Source organism: Glutamicibacter sp. St.4D3 (assembly GCF_059728615.1).
In genome coordinates this window covers 1,507,341-1,530,059 of the sequence record NZ_AP039380.1, presented here as the reverse complement: position 1 = coordinate 1,530,059, position 22,719 = coordinate 1,507,341, and the positions used below count along the sequence as shown (strand labels likewise).

The following is a 22,719-nucleotide window of genomic DNA, read 5'->3' as shown; positions in this document are numbered from 1 at the left end:
TTCCTATTTCACTTCCGTCATGCTCAGCCCGTCCGGCAGCCCGCCGGGCAGGTCGTGGTTCGTCTCGGGGTGTTCGGTGGCCGGGTTCTCGATCGAGTCATCGGCTCGCGCCACCTTCGGGGCGAAGGAGACCGCGATGATCGAGAGCACCGCGATCGCGGCGATGTACAGCGCGATCGGCACCCAGGACCCGTCGAAGCGGGCCAGCAGGAAGGTGCACAGCAGCGGGGCGGTGCCCCCGGCCAGCGCGGCGCCGATCTGGTAGCCCAGGGTCACCCCGGTGTAGCGCACCCGGGTGGAGAAGATCTCGGAGGTCAAGGTGCCCAGGGTCGCGGTCACCGGCGGCCAGACCACGCCCAGGCCCACGATCACGGCCATGAACACCGCCCAGTCGGCCCCGGTGCCCAGCAGCAAGAAGAACGGGGCGGCGAACAATCCGATCACCACGGCGCCGCACAGGTACACCTGCAGCCGGCCCCACCTATCGGCCAGCCAGCCCATCACCGGGATCATCAGGGTGCTGGCCAGCGCCCCGGCGCTGACCGCGTTCAGCACGGTGGAGCGCTCGTAGTCCAGGGTGCCGGTGGCGTAGCTGACCACGAAGGTGGCGAAGATGTAGAACGGCGCGGTCTCCACGATCTTCGCGCCGATGGCGATCAGCACCGAGCGCCAGTGGTGGCGCAGCGTCTCGGCGATCGGCAGCTTGGCCACGTCGCCGGTGGCCTGCTGCTTCTTGAACGCCGGGGTCTCCCCCAGCCCGCCGCGGATCCACAGCCCGATCACGATCAGCACGATGCTGGAGATGAACGGCAGGCGCCAGCCCCAGGACTCAAAGGAGGCCTGCGGCAGCAGGCTGACCAGGGAGAAGGCGATGGTGGCCAGCAGCATGCCGATGGTGATCCCGGTCTGCGGGATGCTGCCAAACAATCCCCGCCGGTTCTTCGGCGCGTACTCGTAGGCCAGCAGCAGCGCCCCGCCCCACTCCCCGCCGATGGCCAGGCCCTGGATGATCCGGCACAGGATCAGCAGCACCGGGGCGAGCATCCCCACCTGGGCGTAGGTGGGCAGCAGGCCGATGGCCACCGTGGCCCCGCCCATCAGCGAGAGCGTGACCACCAGGGTCTTCTTGCGCCCGATCCGGTCCCCGATGTGGGAGAAGATGATCCCGCCGAACGGGCGGATGAAGAAGGTCAGCGCCAGGGTCGTGTAGGAGAGCATCTGGGAGATGTACGGGTCATCGGAGGGGAAGAACTGCTTGTCGAAAATGAACGCCGCCGCCGTCGCGTAGAGGAAGAAATCGAACCACTCGATGGCCGATCCGCTCAGGCTAGCGGTCAGCACCTTGGGATAGCTCACCTTCTTCGGTGCCGCGGAAACCTGTTGACTCATGTCCTTGCCCATCTGCCGTGCGCCCCCACACGCCTCCCCGGCGGGTGCGGCCGGGGGTGCGGTGGTAACGCGATCTGGTCATTGAAAGCCCGTGACCTGCGCCACGAACAGACACCACAGTAAAATTTTACTGTCGGTTAAGCAAATGGCCCAGCTCACAATGACCGGGCCAGCAGGGTGAAAATGTGCGGGGATTACGTCGCTGACGTGCGGTTCTGCTCCCCGCGTCCGGCCCACACGCCCCGGGTGTGTCCGATGTGGCGGCGCATCAGCTCGGCCACCGCCCCGGCGTCCTGCGCGATCATCAGATCCAGCAGCTGGACGTGCTCCCGGGCGGTGTTCACCAGCTGCCCGGCCTCGGCCAGCTGCGCCAGCCCGGACAGCCGGGCCCGGGAGCGCAATTGGCGCACGTTATCCACCAGGTGCCGGTTGCCGGCCAGGGCCAGGGCGCGCAGGTGGAACTCGGTGTCCACCGCAATGAACTCGCGCAGCTGCCCGCGCTCGGCCGTGGAGTTCAGCGTCGTAGTCAGCGGGCGCAGCTGCTCCAGGTCCTCGGCCCGGGCATGCAGCGCCACCTGGGCCATGGTGGGCACCTCGATCAGCGCGCGCAGCTCGGCCAGCTCATCCAGGTCCCGGTCGCTGAACCCCACGATCCGGTAGCCCTTGTTGCGCAACGCCTCCACCAGCCCCTCGCGGGCAATGTCGATCATCGCCTCCCGCACCGGGGTGGGTGAAACCCCCAGCATCTCGGCCAGGGCCGGGGCCGAATAGACCTGCCCGGGCACCAGGGTGCCGGCCACCAGGGCGTCGCGCACCGCATCGGAGACCTGCTGGCGCAGGCTCACCGCGCCCCCGCGCCCGCTCAGGCGCACCTGGAACGGATCCTCGATCACAGCCACCCAATCACCCTCTGCCACCACAAAAAACCTGTTGCCGAACCGGAGCCCCAGTATCTCAGCCCCACGGCGCTTGCGCGAAACAATGACCGCCTCCCGGGCGCCGCTTGTCCCCACTGCGCCCGGTCATCCACCGGCACCGGAGCCGAAGCGGGTGAGACTGGTGGGCACCGCCGAATAGTTGGGAGGCAAGAGGTGGAACCAGCAGCCGACCGCGCAAACCCGCCGGCATGCCCGGGGCCCGTGGTGGGCGATCTTTTGCGCCTGTGGCAGGCCAGCAGCCTGCACTGGCGGGCCTCGACCCGCATCGCGGCGGCCTCGGACATCCGCGCCCACCTCATGCCCTACTGGGGCCGCTGGCAGCTGGAGGCGATCCGCCGGCGGGACATCCAGGCGTGGGTGGCCCACCTGGACTACGCACCGCGCACCGTGGACACCATTTTCGGCCGGTTCCTGGCGTTCCTTTCCTGGTGCGTGGATGAGGAACTGCTGCAGAAGAACCCGGGCCACAAGATCCGCCTGCCGCCGCCGAACCCGCGCGAACACGTGTTCCTGACCGTCGCGCAGGTGCGGGCCCTGGCCGATTCCGCCGGCGAACGCCACGCGCCGCTGATCTGGCTGCTGGCCAGCACCGGGCTGCGCATCGGGGAGGCGGTGGAACTGCGTGGCCGGGACCTGCAGCCGGAACTGCGGCGGCTGCGGGTGGAGCGTTCGGTGGTGTTCGTCAACGGCGGGCCTGCGGTAGTGGGGCCTCCAAAGAACGGGCAACCGCGCAGCGTGGCGCTCACCGCGCAGCTCATGGGGATGCTGCAGCCCCTGGCCGCGCCGCACGATCCGGACCGGCTGCTGTTCACCAGCGCCCGCGGAGCCCAGATCCGGCCCAACAACTTTCGGCGCCGCAGCTTCACCCCGGCCGTGCTGGCGGTCAACGCCGCGGCCCGGGACGCCGGGCCGCAGGCGGTCCGGCTGCCCGAACGGCTGCGGGTGCACGATCTGCGGCATACGGCCGCCAGCTGGATGGTCGCCTCCGGCGCCTCGGTCAAGGTGGTGCAGCGGATGCTGGGGCACGCCACCGCGGCCATCACCCTGGACACCTATGCGGGGCTGTTCGACCACGAACTCGATGACGTCGCCCGGCGCCTGGACCGGATGCTCACGGACAACCCCGATGGGGACGCAAACCGCAAGGACGCGCGGTGAGCCAGACCCCGGCCACGATTCGCTCACACCCGCTGTTGCCGCACCGGCGCCGCGTGCTAGCGTTGAACCATGCAATATTTGCTGTTCCTCTAATGGTGATCGCGGCCAGCCGCGCTCGTTGAGCCTGCTCCGAGCGCGTGGTCATGCGTCCATGACCCCAGTGGTCACCGTTTTGCGTGCCCCCCACACCCCTTGTCAGTGCCTGGTCTATTCTGCCCTGCCTGCTGCGGTGCGGCGCGCCCACCCAAAAGGAACACCGTGCCTATCACTCCCCCAACCTTCCCTGCCCGTTCGCGCGCCCAAATCGTCCTGTCCGACATCTGGCTGGCCCTGGGCGCCAACCCCATCCTGCATGGGGTGGACCTCGTGGTCACCCCCACCTCCCGCATCGCCGTGGTCGGGGAAAACGGCCGCGGCAAATCCACGCTGCTGCATGTGCTCTCCGGGCACCTCACCCCCGACAGCGGCCAGGTCACCCGCATCGGCACGCTGGGCATCGCCGAACAGGAGATGTCCACCGACGATCAGCGCACCGTGGGTGAAGTCGCCGCCGCGGCGGTCCGGCACGCGGTCGCGGCGCTGGAACAACTCGATGCCGCGGCCACCGCCCTGGCCGAGGGAACACCCGGCGCCGATGACCGCTACGCCCAGGCCCTGGAGCTGGCCCTGGCGCTGGACGCCTGGGACGCCGAACGACGGGTGCGGGTGGCCATGGAGGCCCTGGACGCCGAACCGGACTGGAGCCGGCCGCTGTCCGAACTCTCCGTCGGCCAACGCTACCGCGTGCGTCTGGCCTGCCTGATCGGCGGCGACGACGACTTCCTGCTGCTCGATGAGCCCACCAACCACCTGGACCGTGCCGGGCTGGACTTCCTGACCACCCAGCTGAAGTCCCGCCACGGCGGGGTGGTCATCGTCAGCCACGACCGGGCACTGCTCGCCGACGTCGCCGAAACCCTGATCGACCTGGACCCCACCTACGATGACCGTCCGCGCGTCTACGGCGGCGGATACGCCGGCTACCGTGAGGGGCACCGGGCCGAACTCGAGCGCTGGGAACAGCAATACGCGGCCCAGCAGACCGAGCGGTCCCGGCTGCAGGATGACCTCAGCGCGGCCCAGAACCGGCTCATCAGCGGGTGGCGCCCGGAGAAGGGCACCGGAAAACACCAGCGGGCCACCCGCGCCGGCGGGCTGGTGCAAAGCGTCCGCCGCCGGCAGGCGGCCCTGGACGCCCAGGCGCTGACCGTGCCCGCTCCCCCACAGGCCATCCACTTCCCCGAGCTGACCTCCCGGGCCGGTGCGGCGCTGGTCACCGCGGAAGGCGTGGGAGTCCCCGGCCGGCTGGCCCCGGTATCTGTGACGGTGCGCGGCCGCAGCCGGCTACTGATCACCGGGCCCAATGGTGCCGGGAAATCAACCCTGTTGGCGATCCTCGCCGGGGAGCTGGACCCGGATCAAGGAGCGGTTCACCACTCGGCCCACGCCCGGCGTGCCTTCCTGCAGCAGGAGTCCACGCTTCCGTTGGAGCAGCGGGTGAGCACGGTCTACACGCACCACGTGGACCTGCTGGTCGCCGCCGGTATGGTGCCCGACAAGCGGGTGGTGGGGTTGGCGAGCCTGGGACTGCTGCGCTCGGCGGAAATGAACAAACCGGTGGGAGACCTGTCCATGGGACAGCAGCGCCGGCTCGACCTCGCGCTGGCGCTGGCCGCACGCCCGAACCTGCTGTTGCTCGATGAGCCGACCAACCACCTGTCCATCACGCTGGTGGACGAGTTGACCGAGGCCTTTGATGCGACCGAGGCGACGATTATGCTTTCCAGCCACGACCGGCAGCTGCTCCGGGATCTGGGGCACTGGCCCCAGCTGGAGCTTCAGCCGGTCTCTGGAAAGGTGCCGAACATCTAACCGTTGTTGCCGTAACCCGATATTGCATTCCGCCATTCGGTTGCGATCCCAGCTCGTCACCGTGTGCTTCACGTCGTATTTTGAGTCTCAGCCTGGCGTGTCCTTGCAGATGTGCGCACCGAATTCCATCCTTGCGGGTAATGTTTTCCGGGTGCATCACAGTCCTGATGCTGAACGAAGTCACTCGATCCGTTTAGGAGGAAGTAATGGGTTTCATAGGTTGGATTGTTTTGGGCCTGATTGCCGGTGCGATCGCGAAAGCGATCAAGCCAGGTGAGCAAGGTGGCGGCTGGCTCGTGACCTTGCTGCTGGGTGTTGTTGGCGCCATCGTTGGCGGTTGGATTGGATCCGCGATCTTCGGAGTCGGAGTCGACGAATTCTGGTCCCTGTCAACGTGGTTGCTGGCCATCGGCGGTTCGCTGATCGTCCTCGTTATCTGGGGACTGCTCACGCGCAAGCGGGCTTAACCTGCACGACTGAACGGGGTCTTACCTTTAGGGTAAGACCCCGTTCTTTATAATCACGAATCTCCCAACTCGTTCCAGTACAGCATCAGTGAGACTTGATTTCCACGGCGTGAAGCCCTCTATCCTCAATGGAGGAGAAGTCAACGGGGCAAAACAGAAGTCCCAGCGCCATCCTGATGTGCGTCTTTGAAAATATGCGGAAGTTGATGCAGACAGTGGCCTCGTGTCAGTGAAACGAGACTGGCTGGGCCGGGAGATCTACGTTGTCTGAGAACTTCACAGGCAAGCATCAGGCGGATAAAAGGCTCGGCTACCTCTCGCTGCATGCACCGTGTCTCCCAGCAGCAGCTTGCGCTCCCGTTCGCTCAGCATGTGAGCACGCGCTATGCGAACACCCTTGGTGGGCACACCACCGCTGGGTTCGGGGAATTAAGGCCACAACGGTGAATTTCAAGGCCCAATCCGGCTGGAGGACCAGTTCGTATCCGCTTGTAAGCCCCAGGCGCTGACCCCGCAGCCGCAAAGGGCCCCAAGGGCACGTATTTGACTCCCTTTGACCACAATAGTGAAACCAATGGGCGAGCGAATCCACGTGCCGCCACCGCCTGGTGGAGAATCTCTGAAGATCCAGGAACAAGCCAAGACCTGAACCAACCAAAGCGCCCCTGGCAGTTTCCCGGTAGCCACCCCACTTCGGGCCGGTGCTGGATTAGTGTTGGTGCATGTCTGATTCCCCCGATTCGCGGCCCCTTGATGGTGAGGAGGGGCGAAAGTTCACGCACAATGGCCGACAACACCAGTTGCTGAGGCTGAACCCAGATCCGAACGCCAGGAAAACCCACTACGTACCGCATCGCCCGGTGTCTGTCATCCTGCCTGTGCTGAGCGCCAAGGTGTCCGTTCGCGGTCTGGCCACCGTAAAAGCCCAAGGCCTTATACATGTTCTAGTCTCGGACGACACGGGAGAATTCTTCGGAATTTGGTGCTTCGCGGAAGACACGGCATTCGATAACTAACTTGTCATGCGCCGGACCGGTTGATCCGGCGGACGCCAAGTTGTCGCAAACAGCGGAGGGGCACTGCGATTTCCGGCCGCTGGTGGCGCAGCCACTGGACCCTGACATCCGCGGCGCGGGACGCAGTTTGAACCACATCGACCAGACGAAATGCTACAGACTCAGAATCGATCAGAGGAAGGTGCTGCCAGCAGGCCAGCATCAGGAATCAGCCATGGGGTCGTGCGTCTCGTAGGAGTTAGAAGACCGCTGGCCTTCACTAGCCGGCAGCGATCGGGGCGCGCAGTTAACCCAACGGTTTCATCGTGACGTTGAGGGCCGCTGATTTCCAGTTTTTCTGAGAATCGGCGGCTCTCTCCTGTTTCGGGGTCGCCGATGACACCAGGGTCACTGGTGCGGGTGCCGGGCTCCACAGTTCCGGTCGTGGCTCTTTCATCTCGTTCGTGGGCAGAATTGATTGCCGGTTCAGGCAGTAAGGTGGCCGTGACGCCATTGCTGATACCCGGCCTGGGCTCGTTCTAGCAGGTCGGTGAGCAGGGTGGCTTCCGGCGCAGTTCCGGGGATTAATAACCTGGTTTTCCGACTGCTGGTGATCAGCTTCCCAGCGATGGAATACAGCCGGTAACGCCACCGCTTCACGTCCCAGCACCCGGCAGGATGGTTCACCGGCAGCAGGGTCAGTTGGATCCACGAGGTCAGATTCATGGCCAGCACCGCCACGTTGATCCACGCCTGGTTCGCGGCAAAAGACCAGTAGGGCAGCTTGCCCAAGCCCGTGGACTCCAAGGTCTTGATCCTGTTCTCACACCGGCCCCTGGCCCGGTGGCGGGCGTCGAGGAAGGCGACGTTGTAGCGTGGCGCGTTCGTGAGGAACGCGGTGATGCGATTCCCGTCTGTGTCGCACAGCGAGGCCTTCGCTCCGGGATGCAGCGGCTCGGCCCGCAAATAGATGCGGGTGCCCGGCGGGTAGTTGTTCAATCCGATGACCCCACTCGCGTCGATCACCCACGCGTCCCGGCGCGGATTGCCGTGTTGGTCGGTGGCCGGTTCCCAGTACTTCTTCTCGTTGATCCATCCGATGAACCGCTCATTGACCACCGGCAGGGCGTAGGAGGTGGAGAACTGGAGCCCGAACGAATCCAGGTGGTGCAGGAACTCGCGCGAAGCGCCAGCGCTGTCGGTACGCACCAGGACCTTCTCACCGATCAGCATCCCGTCCTGGTCATAGAACTCATCAGGTAGCTGGGCCAGAGCCTGGTCCAGGATCGTGATGTGGTCCGCCGCTGAGTTCGCGCCCTTGTTCCCGGGCCGCAGCATCACGGCCAAGATTTCCCCGGTGCCACTGCCTTTCCCGTAATCCACGCTGGCGATCATGGGAGAGAACCCGTACCCACCCTTATAGGTGCCTGCGGCGTGCTCCTTGTCAGAGTGCACATGCACCAGCGAGGCATCAATATCGATGATCAGCGGATCCAATCGGGTAGCTCGCAAAGCCGGATTGCGGGCCCCGGCTGCGGCCCAGACCCGGGAGCGCAAAGTGCGGTGCATGGTGGCAAAGGCGTAGTCAAACGCCGCGGGCTGATCCTTGATCCGCTTCATGAACCGGCTGATCGTGGCCTCGGAGGCGACCGTGCCGAACAATCCTTGTGAGGAGCTGAGCTGGTCAATATCAGTAACTTGCTCGCCTCCGGCGGACAGCATGATCGCCAAGTCAGCCATCATCTTGCCCGGCCGGTGCACCGCAGTGGCCGGCACGAATTGGGAGAACCTGTCCTCGCATAGCCTGCGGAAGCTTAGGGCGTTCAGGAAGCTGGTCAGTACCCCGAGCCCTGCCTGGGACACCAGCGCTTGGTTGGTGAGTTGGGCCGGGACATGCGGGAAAATCGGGGTAGAGTGGTGCATTGAAAAGGTGATCCTTCGAACTGGGTAGATGAAGCTTAGACACCTCTATTTTCCCAGTTCAGATCACCTTTTCCTCGTTAATGACAGCTCATGACCCCGTAAGTGATGAAACCACCGGGTTAAAAGACGCCTCTGCTCTGGAGGAAAATCCCAAGGTCGGATGAGGTTTCATGACGGGCGGAAGTATGCTGCTCACTCAAGCTGTCGTTCGGGACCCAGATGCGGTTCTTGAGCGCTAAACGCCACCTTGTTCCACCCGCACCGGGCACATTTCCAAAGAACTTCACGCATCACAATCCTCTGGTCTTGCTGCTGTCCTTCGTCGTGCCCCCCATCGTCTTCCCACCGTTGCTCCTGATTATCTTCATCGATGAATCGGTACGTCTCGGTCTCTGTGAGCGAGCTACGGTAACATCTAGGACAAATTTGTGGCCTGATCATTTGCTGTCCGCCTTCCTATAGCACTTACCCCTCGCAAGATATGCTGAATGCGGGGCGACTAATCAATGAAATTGCGATGATGCCCAGGCTCAACAGACTGAATATATCTGGCTAATGCGCAGTTGACCTGATTCACAGGACGAGCCGGATCCTGAAAGAACCAGTACTCGTAAAACATCTGACGGAAGCGCCTGCTTCATCTGTTCGTCGTGCGATTCTAATTCACGGCACAGTCGCTGCGACAGGGTACTGGAAAGCGCTCTGACTATAGCACCTGCCACTACGTTTTCAGTCTACGCGTCTTTCCTGGGAATTGATATCGAATGTGCCCGGCAGTACGCTCACGCAGGAAGGTATGTCGTCCCGGCGTCCTACGGGTCTGCTGCAGGTTTGGTTGACACTTCGACCGCATAATCTCTTATGGTTCGCTGAAAGAAGGAACAAACCATGCCGAAGATCTACTCCGACGAATTCAAGCATGACGCAGTGGCGCTACTGGAGACTGGCATCTCGCAGCCCCAGGTCAGCAAGGACCTGGGAGTCTCGAAAACCGCGCTGCAGACATGGGCGCGTGATGCCCGGCTCCAGTCTCATGGAATGAGTCCCTCTGCTGATGCTGATGAGCGTAAGGAGATGTCCCAAGCGCTCAATCGCATCAGGGAGCTGGAGATGGAGAACGAGGTGCTGCGTCAGTACTTCCCGAAAGGCACCGACCTCTCCCGCTGGTCAGCCGAAGACCTCGAAGCTGTCGCCCTCGCACTGAACAATCGGCCCCGGAAAGTCCTCGGCTGGAAGACGCCAGCCGAAGTCTTCGCCGAGCAGATCCACTCACTCAAAACCGATGGTGTTGCAACGACCGGTTGAACTCACCCAATTTCGGTACAAGAAGTTCACCCAGGCCTTGGAGCGCCACGACCTGGTCGGTTCCATGGGGCGTGTCGGGGCAGCTGGTGATAATGCAGCCATGGAATCGCTCTTCAGCCTGCTGCAGAAGAATGTGCTGGACCGTCAGTGGTGCTCCAGTCGTCAGCAGCTGCGTTTGGCGATCATCGCCTGGCTGGAAGGGAAGTATCACCACAAGCGCAAGCAGCGACGGTTGAGGAAAATGACCCCGGTCCAGTCCGAAGCTAAAATGCTCGAGTCCGTCGCTCTGGCGGCATAAACTCCGGTGTCAACCAAACCTTCAGCAGACCCCTTCATTTGCGGCGGCAGAGCACATCCTAGAACGCCTCAGTCCCAAAAAGCTTTGCCCAGCGACCGCCCATCTTCGATCACCTTGTCCGCTCATGATCTACCCTCTGGGAATGAGATACTACCAACGAGGTGACACCGTCGATGCCGCAGACCTCAACACCGCGTACACTATCTTTCCGGAGAACCATCTCGCCTATGCCTATGCCTGTGCCGCGTACTGTGTTCTCAAACGGGGTCATAAGGTGCACCACATCGGAGCCAGCCACGAACTTGTTGTGGTGGCCGCCTGGGAGTATCGCTGCGAAATCCGTTCTTGGAAGGCCAGACGACGGGTTCAATCGAGGGATGTCGTGGCGCGTCCTCTGCGGGGCATGGGCAACTGCGGCAACGGAGGCGGGGGCACGCCACCGCGGCCATCACTCATGACACTTTTGCTTGCCTCGTAGTTCACGATCTCGAAGACGTTGCTCAGCCCACGAAGAGCTTGCTGGAAACCGCGTAGGCCGGACAGCTTGGGGTGGTTGGGTCCCCGTGTAGGAGTCCGGTGACTATGTGAGTTTCATGTCCCAGAATGGACGCAGGAGGAAATTCACCAGTTATGACACGTAGACATACCCCCGAGCGGGTCATCGCCAAGGTCCGGCAGGGCCAGAAAATGCCCAACGAAGGACGGCCCCTCATCGAGCTCGTCAAGGAACTGCAGGTCACCGAGGCGACTTGGTACCGGTGGCTGAACCAGTACGGGTCCGAGAAGAACGCTGAGGCGACGAAACGAGCCAAGGAGCTGGCGAAGGAAAACGCCAGGCTCAAACGACTGCTGGCCGAGAAGGAGCTAGCCATCGACATCCTGAACGAGGTGCCCAAGGGAAAATTCTGAGCCCCGAACCACGCCGCCGCGCCGTGCGCATGGTGATGGAGAAGTTCGGAGCATCGGAACGCTTTGCCTGCAAAGTGCTGGGGCAGAACCGCTCGGCCCTGCGCAAGAAGAAACCCGAAATTAGTTTCGAAGAATCACGGCTGCGCGCCGACCTGCGGGCTGTGGCGCAGAAACACCCTACGTGGGGTTGGAAGAAGGCCCGCTGGCACCTGCGTACCCAGCCGCAGTGGCAGGACGTGGTACTGAACAAGAAGCGGGTACGCCGGCTCTGGCGGGAGGAGGGACTGGTCTTCAAACCCAGGCCGAAGACGAAACGCCGGACCGGCCCGGACGCGGGCGAACAAAAGCGGCTGAAGGCCGAATACCCGATGCACGTGATCAGCTTCGACTTCCCGTCCGACGTCACTTCCTGCGGGCGCCACATCCGCTTCTTCAACGTCATCGACGAATACACGCGCACGGCGCTGGCCATCGTGCCGCGGCGTTCGTTCAAGGCCTGCGACGTGGTCGCGGTGCTGGAGAACATCATCGACGAGACCGGCATCGAACCGGTGTTCGTGCGCTGCGACAACGGTACGGAATTCACCGCCGCCGCGCTGATCGACTGGTGCAACACCGCTGGTGTGAAGACCGCGTTCATCGACCCGGGATCGCCCCGGCAGAACGGGTTTATCGAATCATTCAACGCCCAGTTCAGAAGGGAACAACTCTGCGGACAAATCATGGACACCATGTCCGAAGGAAAGTACTTGGCCGAGGAGTGGAAAGACATCTACAATCATGAACGGCCCCACGGGTCCCTGGACGGAATGACACCATCCAACTACTGGGATCAGTGGACCGCAGACCAGCAATTAGCTATCGCATAGCTGCTGGACTGCTAAAGGGGGCCCAATCAGGGGCAGTTTGGGAACCGATTTAGCCCCAGCAACCGCAGGCCAACCCTCGGAAATACGCGGAAGTTTGAACGACGGAAAATCCGTCAGGCAACAGGAAAACCCGCTATCATCAGTCAATTAGGACTAATCATAGCGGGTTCTGCGTGGTGGGCCCTACCGGGATCGAACCGATGACATTCACGGTGTAAACGTGACGCTCTACCAGCTGAGCTAAAGGCCCTTGACCTGCGACAAGAGGAAAAACCTTCCTGCCAACAGGGAATAACTTTACTGGAACCCGAGTGCCCGGGCAAGCCGGAGCCGCGTGAGCTGCGTCTCTTAGCCATACCCCGGTATAGGCGCGGGACTGCGACTGTGCGCGACGCCCGCACTTTGTGGCCAAGGGGAACACCCGCACGTTGCCCCTCACCCATGCTGTGCCATGTCCACGTCGGCGACGTCGGTGGGCCTGGCGCGTCCTGCTCGAACTCACCGTGGCACCTTGCCCGCAAAAAGCGGAGAATGTTTCCCAAGAGACGAGCCGGAAACGAGGGCGAATCATGTCGACTTCACCTGAAATGAACGAGGCCAACCTGCGGGAGCTGCCCACACGTCAGATCGTGCAGGATTCGCTGGAATTTCTGCCTGCGGCATTGATCGCCTCCATGGTGGGAGTGCGAGAGACGGAGCAGGTTCACCAGTGGGCCGCTGGCATCCTGACCCCCACGCCGGACACCATGGACCGTCTGTATTTTATGCTGGCCCAAGCCTTGGCGATCGCAGCTGAGGAATCGAACGCGGTGGCCACCAGTTGGCTGACCAGCGCCAATACGCATCTGGATAACGCCTGGCCGATCGCGGCGATCCGTGCATCGCGTTTCCGGGAAGTCTCTGACGCCGTGGTGGTCTTCCTCCACGGTTATGCGAACTGATCGCGTGCCCAAGAAAGTGGGCTTCTGAGTGGCCCCTAAGGAGCATCGGGTTTGGCTTGGCAATCGATGCCCAGTCAGCAGTTTAGGACAGGTCAGCGATGGCGGTCCGGTACGCCTGAAAATCTCGCGGCTCATTGAGCGGGGATTCAAACCGCGATTGGATTACGCCGTCGGTGACGGACACCGTGACTCGCCGGGCGACGCCGCGCTCGGCATCAAAGGCGTCAAAGAGTTCGGCCACCTGCCCGTGTGGCCAGAAGTCGGCCAGCAGTTCGAATTCGAAGCCCTCCTGCTCGGCATAGGTGCGCAGCGCGAACTTATGATCAACGGAGATGGCCACCAGGCGCACATTGACGTCACGGAACTCGGGCAGATGCTGCTGCAGTTCGGCCAGTTCTCCCCCGCAGACACGCGAAAATGCCCACGGGTAGAACACGATGATGCTCCGGCCCGTGGACAGATCCTGGCTGTTGACCCGCTCCCCGTACTGATTCTCCAGACTAAAGTCCGGAAGTTTCGTTCCGGGTTGCACGGGCGTTAGTGCTTGCGTCGTTGGACCAGGCGAATGGCGGACCATTCCTTGGATACGCCTTCGGCGTTGGTCATGTGCAGCCCCGCGGTGGGGGCGTCCTGCTGCACCAGGGTCGGTGAGACGTGGCCTTCGCGCCCCTGCTTCGGGGTCAGCAGCCACACCACGCCGTCGTCTTCCAGGCTGGCCAGGGCGTCCATGAGGGCATCGGCCAGGTCGCCGTCGCCATCACGCCACCAGTAGATGACCGCATCTACGACGTCGTGGTCCTCTTCGGTGAGCAGCTCCGAGCCGATCAGATCCTCAATGGAATCGCGAAGGTCATAATCCACGTCGTCGTCGTAGCCGAGTTCCTGGATCAGATCTTCCTCTTTGAAGCCCATCTTCTTTGCGGGCTCCACACTTGCCGATACGGCGTCGCTCACTTGTTTCCTCCTGCTGGTGCAAAGCGTTACTACCAACGAAACACGCTTTTCCCCGCGCGTTCAAGCGCCAGCGGGCCAACACGCCGGGATTTTTAGTTTCCCGATCCCGTGTTACACGTCTCCAAGTCATGACCATTACGCAAGATGACCTTGTACGCAGTTGCATAGGTCACCGAAAATCGGCTGTTTTTCTTCTCACAGCATGAAAACTTGTCCTCAAAATACCGGAATGCGAACTAGAGTTGATGACGAACGGGCGTAGCACGCCACTCCAGTGCGCCACCGCCCGTAGTCCCAAACTCATCGCGGTGTCTGAAACTCACCACCGGGATGTAGCCGCTTCAATAAAGGAGTAACCGTGGCTGTCGAGGAACACATCTCCCAGATCCGTAGTGGTCTGACGTATCAGTTATCCGACCGGGATCCGGAAGAGACCCAGGAATGGTTGGATTCCTTTGACCAGCTGGTCGAGTCGCAGGGCACCGAGCGGGCCCAGTTCATTATCCGGTCGTTGTTGCAGCGGGCCGGGGCGAAGTCGGTGGGCGTGCCGATGGTTACGACCACTGATTATGTGAACACGATCCCGGTGGATCAGGAGCCGGTGTTCCCCGGGGACGAGGCGATCGAGCGCCGGTACCGGGCGTACATGCGCTGGAACGCGGCGATCATGGTGCATCGTGGCCAGCACCCGGATATCGGGGTGGGTGGGCATATTTCCACCTATGCCGGGGCGGCGACGTTGTACGAGGTCGGGTTCAACCACTTCTTCCGGGGTCAGGACCATCCCGGGGGTGGGGACCAGATTTTCTTCCAGGGCCACGCCTCGCCGGGCATGTACGCGCGCGCGTTTTTGGAAGGGCGCCTTTCGGAGCAGGACATGGACGGGTTCCGGCAGGAGAAGTCGAAGCAGGGCCATGCCCTGCCCTCCTACCCGCACCCGCGTTCGATGCCGGAGTTTTGGCAGTTCCCGACCGTGTCGATGGGGTTGGGTCCGGCCAACGCGATTTACCAGGCCCAGTTGAACCGGTACCTGCACAACCGGGGCATCAAGGACACCAGTGATCAGCACGTGTGGGCGTTCTTGGGTGATGGTGAGATGGATGAGCCTGAATCGCGGGGATTCTTGCAGCTGGCGGCCAATGAGCGGTTGGATAACCTCACGTTCGTGATCAACTGCAACCTGCAGCGCCTGGACGGGCCGGTGCGGGGCAACGGGAAGATCATGCAGGAGCTGGAGGCGTTCTTCCGCGGGGCGGGCTGGAACGTGATCAAGGTGGTGTGGGGCCGTGAGTGGGATGCCCTGCTGGATGCCGATGACACCGGTGCGCTGGTGGAAGTGATGAACCAGACCCCGGATGGGGACTACCAGACGTACAAGGCCGAGTCCGGCGCGTTCGTGCGTGAGCATTTCTTCGGCCAGCGCCCGGAAACCAAGGAACTGGTCAATCACCTCTCTGATGATGAGATCTGGAATTTGAAGCGTGGCGGGCATGACTACCACAAGGTGTATGCCGCGTATAAGGCCGCGACCGAGTTCAAGGGCAAGCCCACGGTGGTGCTGGCCAAGACGGTCAAGGGGTATGGTTTGGGCCCGCATTTCGAGGCCCGTAACGCGACCCACCAGATGAAGAAGCTGACCTTGGAGGACCTGAAGGGGTTCCGTGATCATTTGCGGATCCCGATCACCGATGAGCAGCTGGAAGCCGACCCGTACCTGCCCCCGTACTACCGTCCCTCCCAGGACTCCGAAGAGCACCAGTACCTGATGGACCGGCGGGCTGAGCTGGGCGGGTTTTTGCCCGAACGCCGCCCGCACGCCGAGACCCGGATCGCCCTGCCCGGGCAGAAGTCCTATGAGATCGCCAAGCGCGGGTCGGGCAAGCAGATGGCCGCGACCACGATGGCGTTCGTGCGTTTGCTCAAGGACTTGATGCGGGATAAGGACTTCGGGCACCGGATCGTGCCGATCGTGCCGGATGAGTCGCGCACGTTCGGGATGGACTCGTTCTTCCCCACCAAGAAGATCTACAACCCGGCCGGGCAGAACTACCTGTCGGTGGACCGTGACCTGGTGCTGGCGTACAAGGAATCGGCCTCGGGGCAGTTGATCCATCCCGGGATCAACGAGGCCGGGGCGGTGGCCTCGTTCACCGCGGCCGGGACCTCGTATGCCACCCACGGTCAAGCGTTGATCCCGATCTACGTGTTTTACTCGATGTTCGGGTTCCAGCGCACCGGGGACGCGTTCTGGGCGGCAGCGGATCAGATGACCCGCGGGTTCGTGATCGGCGCGACCGCTGGACGCACCACGCTGACCGGTGAGGGGCTGCAGCACGCTGATGGGCATTCCCCGCTGCTGGCGTTGACCAACCCGGCGGTGGTGGCCTACGACCCGGCCTACGGGTACGAGATCGGGCACATCATGCGTTCGGGCCTGGAGCGCATGTATGGCGGGGAACACCCGGATCCGAACGTGATGTACTACCTGACGGTGTACAACGAGCCGATCGTCCAGCCGGCCGAGCCGGAAAACGTGGATGTTGAGGGGATCATCAAGGGCATTTACCTGCTCAAGGAAGCCTCGATTGACGGGCCGCGCGCCCAGCTGCTGGGCTCGGGGGTCGCGGTGCCGTGGGCGTTGGAAGCCCAGGACATCCTGGCCACTGAATGGGGAGTGTCCGCCGATGTGTGGTCGGTGACCTCGTGGAACGAGTTGGCCCGTCAGGGTCAGCACTGTGACCAGGTCATCATGGACGACCCGGGTGCTACGCGTCCGACCCCGTACCTGACCGGTCAGCTGGAATCGGCGACCGGCCCGGTGATCGCGACCAGTGATTACCAGCGGGCGGTGCTTGAACAGGTGCGCCCCTACGTGCCCGGTGAGTACCACACCCTGGGAGCGGACGGGTTTGGGTTTAGTGATACCCGGGCCGCGGCGCGCCGGTTCTTCAAGATCGACGCGCATTCCCTGGTCGTCAAGACCCTGCAGGCGTTGGCTGAGCGGGGCGAGATCCCGGCTGATACCCCGATCAAGGCGCATCAGAAGTATGACCTGAACAACCCCAACGCGGGACGTTCGGGCAACGCCGGCGGCGACGCCTAACCACCCACCCACCGGTTCAACCGGCGGGACTCCCGGCAAACGGTGGCCACACCCCTTCCTTCGTGAAGGCGCGTGTGGCCACCGTTTCCCATTTGCCCGGCCACCACGGCACCGGGGGTGCCGCGTGCCCGCTTCCCGCGGCCAAAAACCGCCTGGCACACGTGGCCTGTGAAACGAACCGATATGCTCATAGACATGAATGAAACGGCCGAAGCTTCGCTGCAGCGCGGACGGCCCAGCCGGCTGGCCAAGCCGAGCCCGGAGACCATCAAGCGGCTCAAATCCCATCTGGGGGTGCTGTCCACCGCGGCGCTGAAGTACCTGGACCAGTCCCTGCCCTGGTACCGCTCCCTGGCCCCGGAGGAGCGCGCCGCCCTGGGCCTGGTGGCCCAGAAGGGCATCTCCACGTTCGTGAACTGGTACGAACACCCCGAATCCACCCCGGCCTGGGTGATGACCGACGTGTTCGGGGCTGCGCCCACCGAGTTGACCCGCTCCATCAGCCTGCAAAAGGCACTCGCGCTGCTGCGCACCATCGTGGAGGTCGTTGAATCCCAGGTGCCGGACATCGTCGCCGAATCCGAGCAGGGCCAGGTGCGCGAGGCGGTGCTGCGCTACTCGCGGGAGGTCGCCTTCGCCGCCGCCGACGTCTACGCCCGGGCCGCGGAGACCCGCGGGGCGTGGGATTCGCGCCTGGAGGCGCACGTGGTGGACGCGGTGCTGCACGGCGAATCCCAGGACTCGCTCTCCTCCCGCTTCGCCGCGATCGGCTGGCGCTCCCAGGCGAACATCCGCATCATGGTGGGCACCACCCCCTCCTCTCCCCCGGTGAACTTCGTCTCCGCGCTGCGCCGGGTCGCCACCCGCTACGGGCGGGACTCGCTGGTGGGGATCCTCGGGGACCGGTCGATCCTGATGCTCTCGGACACCAAATTCGAGGAGATGGACCTGGGCCGGCTCGGCCGGCTGTTCGGCGAGGGGCCGGTGGTCTACTCGCCGCTCGCGCCCACGGTGAAGGAAATGCACTACGGGGCCACCGCCGCCATGGCCGGGTATGCCGCGGCCGCCGCCTGGCCGGAGGCGCCGTGTCCGATCGCCGCCGATGACCTGCTGCCCGAACGGGTGGTCAACGGGGACCAGCTGGCCGCGGATGCGCTGCATGAGCGGGTCTACCAGCCGCTGCAGCACGCGGCCAACGCGCTGACCGAAACCCTGGCCAGCTACCTGGCACTGGGTCATTCGCTGGAGGGCACGGCCCGGGAACTGTTCGTGCACGCCAACACGGTGCGCTACCGGCTCAAGCGCGTGAGCGAGGTGACCGGGTGGGACCCGCTGGTCCCCCGCGACGCGTTCGTGCTGCAGACCGCGCTGATGGTCGGGCGGCTGCGTGACGCCCGACGCTAAACCGCTGCCGCTGACCCGAAGCACGGGAGGCCGCCCAGAGTCACGTCCGGAGGGGGCAGCTTTGGAGGGTGCGCACAGATGCAGCGGGTGTCATCTGCCGAAATTGGCGGGTTTCCTTCGACAGCGGCCCCAGTGGTTTTGTAGACTTCCTACAAAGAGGTTCGGCCAGCTTGGTGCCGAAATGATGAGCGCAACCCGCCCCCAATTTGGAAAGCTGTAAGAGTGCTAGCAATTGTATGCCCGGGACAGGGCTCCCAGACCCCAGGATTCTTGAACGACTGGCTGCATGTGGCCGGTGTGCGCGACCATCTGCAGGACCTGTCGGTGATCACCGACCGCGACCTGATCGCCCACGGCACCGAATCCGACGAGGAGACCATCAAGGACACCGCGGTGGCCCAGCCGCTGATCGTGGCCGCCGGGCTGGTCACCGCCCGCGCCCTGCTGGGTGACACCCTGCCGCCGAACACCGTGCTGGCCGGGCACTCGGTCGGGGAAATCACCGCCTCCGCCCTGGCCGGGGCGCTGAGCGAGGGCGATGCGATGACCTTCGTGCGCGAACGCGCCAACGCGATGGCCGAGGCCGCCGCCGAACAGCCCACCGGCATGGCCGCCGTGCTCGGCGGGGACCCGCAGGAGGTGCTGGCCGCCATCGAGCAGCACGGGCTGACCGCGGCGAACGCCAACGGCGGCGGGCAGACCGTGGCCGCCGGCACCATGGAGCAGATCAAGGCGCTGAGCGAGAACCCGCCGGCCAAGGCCCGGGTCATCCCGCTGAAGGTCGCCGGGGCATTCCACACCGAGCACATGGCCCCGGCCGTGGGCGTGCTGAAGGAACTGTCGGCCAAGCTGGACCCGGCCGACCCGGCCGTGCCGCTGCTGTCGAACTACGACGGTAAGCCGGTGGCCGACGGCAAGGCGAACCTGACGTCGCTGGTCGCCCAGGTCTCCCGCCCGGTGCGCTGGGACCAGTGCATGGAGCAGCTGGCCGCCATGGGCGTGACCGGCATTCTGGAGCTGGCCCCGGCCGGCACCCTGGTGGGCCTGGCCCGCCGCGGGCTGAAGGGCGTGAAGACCCTGGCGCTGAAGTCCCCCGAGGACCTGGAGGACGCCCGCAAGTTCGTCAACGAGCACGTGGCCTAACCCGGTTCCTGCGAACCGATACGACGTGGCGAGGAAAGAAGAGAACATGAGCGCTGTGCTGAACCAGGTGACACCAAACGCCCACAGCCGCATCCTGGGCACCGGAAGCTACCGGCCCAACGTGGTGGTGACCAACCAGGACGTGTGCCAGTGGATCGATTCCTCCGATGAGTGGATCCGCCAGCGCACCGGGATCATCACCCGCTACCGGGCGGATGAGAACACCTCGCTGCTGGACATGTGCGTGGCCGCCGGGCAGGCGGCCCTGGCCGACACCGGCCTGGAGCCGGGACAGATCGACGCGGTCATCGTCGCCACCGTCACCTTCCCGCACGCCACCCCCTCCGCGGCCGCGGCGGTCGCCGATGCGCTGGGGATGACCCCGGCCCCGGCCTATGACATCTCCGCCGCCTGCGCCGGCTACTGCTACGGGGTCGCCCAGGCCGATGCGCTGGTGCGCTCCGGGCTGGCGCAGAACGTGCTGGTGATCGGCGCGGAGAAGCTCTCGGACTACATCGACAACCATGAACGCACCATCTCCTTCCTGCTCGGGGACGGGGCCGGCGCGGTGATCATCGGCGCCAGCGACACCCCGGGGATCTCCCCCTCGGTGTGGGGCTCGGACGGCTCGAAGTGGTCCGCGATCGGCATGACCCACTCCCAGGTGGAGCTGCGCGAAGGCCTGCTGGGTTCGGCCCTGGCCGCCGGGGCGGGCGACGCCGACCCGCAGGGCGAAGCCGCCGACGCCGCCCAGCCGGACTCCCCGCGCTGGCCGACGCTGCGTCAGGACGGGCAGACCGTGTTCCGCTGGGCGGTGTGGGAGATGGCCAAGATGGCCCGCAAGGCCCTGACCGAGGCCGGGATCGAGGCCAGCGACCTGGCCGCGTTCCTGCCGCACCAGGCGAACATGCGCATCATCGACGAGATGGTCAAGCAGCTGAAGCTGCCCGATTCGGTGATCGTGGCCCGGGACATCGCCGAGAACGGGAACACCTCCGCGGCCTCCATCCCGATGGCCATGGACCGAATGCGCCGCGAACATCCGGAGGTCTGCGGCGGGCTGGCCCTGCAAATCGGCTTCGGCGCCGGGCTTGTCTTTGGCGCCCAGGTCGTGCGACTACCATAAACTAAACAGTTGACGGCAACGTGAAGTTTTCACCAAGCCGGGTGGCATCCCCCAGCCCCGGAGCGATCCGGCGGGGATGACGGTGCCGCCCAGTCATCGTCGGTTGTACCGGCACAACACAAGAAAAGGAGCCTTTCATGGCTAGCAACGAAGAAATTCTGGCGGGCCTCGCCGAAATCGTGAACGAAGAGACCGGCCTGGACGAAGCAGACGTGCAGCTGGACAAGTCCTTCACCGAGGACCTGGACATCGACTCGATCTCGATGATGACCATCGTGGTCAACGCCGAAGAGAAGTTCGACGTGAAGATCCCGGACGAGGAAGTCAAGAACCTCAAGACCGTGGGCGACGCCGTCAACTTCATCGTTTCGGCCCAGGCCTAGTGCCGCACGCCGGTGCAGCGACGTACCGGCGCACCGCGTGACGTGGTCCGGCAGCACAGTAGCTACCTGCCGGACCACGTCCGCCGCTGAGCGTGGCAGCACCCCCTCCACGCATGTGGGCCGTTGAACGGCCCACCCCCTGATTTTTGTTTTCCCGCCCAGTAGAGAGTTAGACGATGGCGCGCAAAGTAGTGATCACCGGCCTGGGAGCCACCACCCCCATTGGCGGGGATGTCCCCACCCTGTGGGCCAATTCCCTCAAGGGCGTCTCCGGCGCCGCCACCCTCACCGACGAGTGGGTCGAGGAATACCAGCTGCCGGTGACCTTCGCCGCGCGCGCCTCGAACCCGGCCAGCGAAACCCTCTCCCGCGTGGAGATGAAGCGCATGGATCCCTCCACCCAGTTCGCCGTGGTCGCCTCCCGCGAGGCCTGGAAGGACTCGGGCCTGGAAGAGGTCGACCCGGACCGCCTCTCGGTCGCCTTCGCCACCGGCATCGGCGGGGTGTGGACGCTGCTGGACGCCTGGGACACGCTCAAGGCCAAGGGCCCGCGCCGCGTGCTGCCGATGACCGTGCCGATGCTGATGCCCAACGGCCCGGCCGCCGCCGTCTCCCTGGACCTGGGCGCGAAGGGCGGGGCTCACACTCCGGTCTCCGCCTGCGCCTCGGGCACCGAGGCCATGCACGTGGGCCTGGATTTGATCCGCAACGGCAAGGCCGACGTAGTCATGGTCGGCGGCGCCGAGGCGGCCATCCACCCGATGCCGATCGCCGCGTTCGCCTCCATGCAGGCCCTGTCCAAGCGCAACGACGACCCGCAGCGCGCCTCGCGCCCCTACGACCTGGACCGTGACGGCTTCGTCATGGGCGAAGGCGCCGGCGCCCTGGTGCTGGAGGCCGAGGAACACGCCCTGGCCCGCGGCGCGCGCATCTACGCCGAACTGGCCGGCTCCTCGGTAACCGCCGACGCGTTCCACATCACCGCCCCGGACCCGGAAGGGCTGGGCGCCACCCGCGCGCTGAAGGCCGCCATGTTCGACGGGCGCATCCAGCCCGAGGACGTCGTGCACGTCAACGCGCACGCCACCTCCACCCCGGTGGGCGACAAGCCCGAGTACACCGCGCTGCGCGCCGCCCTGGGAGAAGCGCTGGATGACGTGTGGGTTTCGGCCACCAAGTCGCAGATGGGCCACCTGCTCGGCGCCTCCGGCGCCGTGGAGTCGGTGCTCTCCACCCTGGCGGTCTACCACCGCAAGACCCCGGTGACCATCAACCTGGAGAACCAGGACCCGGACATCCCGCTGAAGGTCGTCACCGGCCAGCCGCAGGAACTGCGCGAGGGCTCGATCGTGGCGCTGAACAACTCCTTCGGCTTCGGCGGGCACAATGCCGTCGTGGCCATCCGCAGCATCTAGCTGCACCAGCCACGCACGCCAGTACAAGGGCGGCCGGATTCCCAGCACGGGAGCCGGCCGCCCTTTGGCATCTCCACCAGGGGCGGGA

17 protein-coding genes, 1 tRNA gene and 1 pseudogene are annotated in these 22,719 nt (G+C 64.3%); 13 read left to right on the top strand and 6 right to left on the bottom strand.

Translation table 11 applies throughout. The features are described 5' to 3' along the window. Window positions 1–3: 3 nt before the first annotated feature. Both AC6I21_RS06945 and AC6I21_RS06940 read right to left on the bottom strand, forming a co-directional pair. The gene (locus tag AC6I21_RS06945; RefSeq protein ID WP_138173793.1) at window positions 4–1,389 is read right to left on the bottom strand and encodes an MFS transporter; all 1,386 of its coding nucleotides are present in this window, start codon (window positions 1,387–1,389) and stop codon (window positions 4–6) included. Between the two features lie 194 nt (window positions 1,390–1,583). Further along, on the bottom strand, window positions 1,584–2,288 hold the full coding sequence (locus tag AC6I21_RS06940) for a GntR family transcriptional regulator (protein WP_497763320.1): 705 nt from the start codon (window positions 2,286–2,288) through the stop codon (window positions 1,584–1,586). 243 nt (window positions 2,289–2,531) lie between these two features. Here AC6I21_RS06940 and AC6I21_RS06935 point away from each other — a divergent pair, with 243 nt between their 5' ends. From AC6I21_RS06935 to AC6I21_RS06925, 3 genes are all read left to right on the top strand, one after another. Then, a complete protein-coding gene (locus tag AC6I21_RS06935) occupies window positions 2,532–3,485 on the top strand; it encodes a tyrosine-type recombinase/integrase (RefSeq protein ID WP_497763319.1) in 954 nt (317 codons plus the stop codon). A 258-nt stretch (window positions 3,486–3,743) separates the two neighbouring features. Then, window positions 3,744–5,396 carry an ATP-binding cassette domain-containing protein gene (locus AC6I21_RS06930; protein ID WP_497763318.1) on the top strand — a complete coding sequence of 551 codons (1,653 nt, stop codon included), beginning with the start codon at window positions 3,744–3,746 and terminating at the stop codon, window positions 5,394–5,396. A 206-nt stretch (window positions 5,397–5,602) separates the two neighbouring features. Further along, the gene (locus AC6I21_RS06925; protein ID WP_138173785.1) at window positions 5,603–5,863 is read left to right on the top strand and encodes a GlsB/YeaQ/YmgE family stress response membrane protein; all 261 of its coding nucleotides are present in this window, start codon (window positions 5,603–5,605) and stop codon (window positions 5,861–5,863) included. Window positions 5,864–7,344: 1,481 nt separating this feature from the next. Here the strand turns inward: AC6I21_RS06925 and AC6I21_RS06920 are convergent. Beyond that, the gene (locus tag AC6I21_RS06920; RefSeq protein ID WP_497763317.1) at window positions 7,345–8,781 is read right to left on the bottom strand and encodes an IS1380 family transposase; all 1,437 of its coding nucleotides are present in this window, start codon (window positions 8,779–8,781) and stop codon (window positions 7,345–7,347) included. A gap of 888 nt (window positions 8,782–9,669) precedes the next feature. Here AC6I21_RS06920 and AC6I21_RS06915 point away from each other — a divergent pair. The 3 genes and pseudogenes from AC6I21_RS06915 to AC6I21_RS06905 all read left to right on the top strand — a co-directional run bounded on the left by AC6I21_RS06915 (window position 9,670) and on the right by AC6I21_RS06905 (window position 12,162). Continuing rightward, window positions 9,670–10,086 carry a transposase gene (locus AC6I21_RS06915; RefSeq protein ID WP_497763316.1) on the top strand — a complete coding sequence of 139 codons (417 nt, stop codon included), beginning with the start codon at window positions 9,670–9,672 and terminating at the stop codon, window positions 10,084–10,086. A gap of 4 nt (window positions 10,087–10,090) precedes the next feature. Next, window positions 10,091–10,384 (top strand): annotated as a pseudogene (locus AC6I21_RS06910) (integrase core domain-containing protein); the annotation flags it as partial. A 630-nt stretch (window positions 10,385–11,014) separates the two neighbouring features. Beyond that, window positions 11,015–12,162, top strand: a protein-coding gene (locus tag AC6I21_RS06905) for an IS3 family transposase (protein ID WP_497763406.1) whose coding sequence is annotated in 2 segments (ribosomal slippage) — window positions 11,015–11,273 and window positions 11,273–12,162 — 1,149 coding nt in all. Because the reading frame shifts where the segments join, the coding sequence is not laid out codon by codon here. Between the two features lie 174 nt (window positions 12,163–12,336). Here AC6I21_RS06905 and AC6I21_RS06900 read toward each other — a convergent pair. Then, window positions 12,337–12,412: transfer RNA gene (locus AC6I21_RS06900), tRNA-Val, on the bottom strand. Between the two features lie 319 nt (window positions 12,413–12,731). Between AC6I21_RS06900 and AC6I21_RS06895 the strand changes: the two genes are divergently transcribed. Continuing rightward, window positions 12,732–13,103: a hypothetical protein gene (locus AC6I21_RS06895; RefSeq protein ID WP_497763315.1), complete on the top strand. Its 372-nt coding sequence runs from the start codon at window positions 12,732–12,734 to the stop codon at window positions 13,101–13,103. 82 nt (window positions 13,104–13,185) lie between these two features. Here AC6I21_RS06895 and AC6I21_RS06890 read toward each other — a convergent pair whose 3' ends face one another. Further along, on the bottom strand, window positions 13,186–13,635 hold the full coding sequence (locus tag AC6I21_RS06890) for a redoxin domain-containing protein (protein ID WP_497763314.1): 450 nt from the start codon (window positions 13,633–13,635) through the stop codon (window positions 13,186–13,188). Window positions 13,636–13,640: 5 nt separating this feature from the next. Further along, window positions 13,641–14,057 carry a DUF3052 domain-containing protein gene (locus tag AC6I21_RS06885; RefSeq protein WP_054821583.1) on the bottom strand — a complete coding sequence of 139 codons (417 nt, stop codon included), beginning with the start codon at window positions 14,055–14,057 and terminating at the stop codon, window positions 13,641–13,643. Window positions 14,058–14,415: 358 nt separating this feature from the next. Between AC6I21_RS06885 and aceE the strand changes: the two genes are divergently transcribed. From aceE to AC6I21_RS06855, 6 genes are all read left to right on the top strand, one after another. Further along, window positions 14,416–17,160 (top strand): pyruvate dehydrogenase (acetyl-transferring), homodimeric type, encoded by a 2,745-nt coding sequence (aceE, locus tag AC6I21_RS06880; RefSeq protein ID WP_497763313.1) that lies wholly within the window; start codon window positions 14,416–14,418, stop codon window positions 17,158–17,160. A gap of 195 nt (window positions 17,161–17,355) precedes the next feature. Beyond that, complete coding sequence (locus AC6I21_RS06875; protein ID WP_138178410.1) at window positions 17,356–18,564, top strand: PucR family transcriptional regulator; 1,209 nt, start codon at window positions 17,356–17,358, stop codon at window positions 18,562–18,564. Window positions 18,565–18,786: 222 nt separating this feature from the next. Continuing rightward, complete coding sequence (locus AC6I21_RS06870; protein ID WP_497763312.1) at window positions 18,787–19,707, top strand: ACP S-malonyltransferase; 921 nt, start codon at window positions 18,787–18,789, stop codon at window positions 19,705–19,707. A 46-nt stretch (window positions 19,708–19,753) separates the two neighbouring features. Next, window positions 19,754–20,833, top strand: coding sequence for a beta-ketoacyl-ACP synthase III (locus AC6I21_RS06865; protein WP_497763311.1), 1,080 nt, complete (start codon window positions 19,754–19,756; stop codon window positions 20,831–20,833). A gap of 137 nt (window positions 20,834–20,970) precedes the next feature. Beyond that, entirely contained in the window at window positions 20,971–21,216 is a 246-nt protein-coding gene (locus AC6I21_RS06860) for an acyl carrier protein (protein ID WP_054821937.1), read from the top strand. A 176-nt stretch (window positions 21,217–21,392) separates the two neighbouring features. Further along, complete coding sequence (locus AC6I21_RS06855) at window positions 21,393–22,631, top strand: beta-ketoacyl-[acyl-carrier-protein] synthase family protein (protein WP_343831461.1); 1,239 nt, start codon at window positions 21,393–21,395, stop codon at window positions 22,629–22,631. Window positions 22,632–22,719 lie beyond the last annotated feature (88 nt).

Coding starts and splice junctions, on each gene's coding strand:
- AC6I21_RS06860 (WP_054821937.1), top strand. CDS start 20,971: ATGGCTAGCAACGAAGAAATTCTGGCGGGCCTCGCCGAAATCGTGAAC.
- AC6I21_RS06920 (WP_497763317.1), bottom strand. CDS start 8,781: ATGCACCACTCTACCCCGATTTTCCCGCATGTCCCGGCCCAACTCACC.
- AC6I21_RS06915 (WP_497763316.1), top strand. CDS start 9,670: ATGCCGAAGATCTACTCCGACGAATTCAAGCATGACGCAGTGGCGCTA.
- AC6I21_RS06945 (WP_138173793.1), bottom strand. CDS start 1,389: ATGAGTCAACAGGTTTCCGCGGCACCGAAGAAGGTGAGCTATCCCAAG.
- AC6I21_RS06865 (WP_497763311.1), top strand. CDS start 19,754: ATGAGCGCTGTGCTGAACCAGGTGACACCAAACGCCCACAGCCGCATC.
- AC6I21_RS06855 (WP_343831461.1), top strand. CDS start 21,393: ATGGCGCGCAAAGTAGTGATCACCGGCCTGGGAGCCACCACCCCCATT.
- AC6I21_RS06925 (WP_138173785.1), top strand. CDS start 5,603: ATGGGTTTCATAGGTTGGATTGTTTTGGGCCTGATTGCCGGTGCGATC.
- AC6I21_RS06895 (WP_497763315.1), top strand. CDS start 12,732: ATGTCGACTTCACCTGAAATGAACGAGGCCAACCTGCGGGAGCTGCCC.
- AC6I21_RS06875 (WP_138178410.1), top strand. CDS start 17,356: ATGAATGAAACGGCCGAAGCTTCGCTGCAGCGCGGACGGCCCAGCCGG.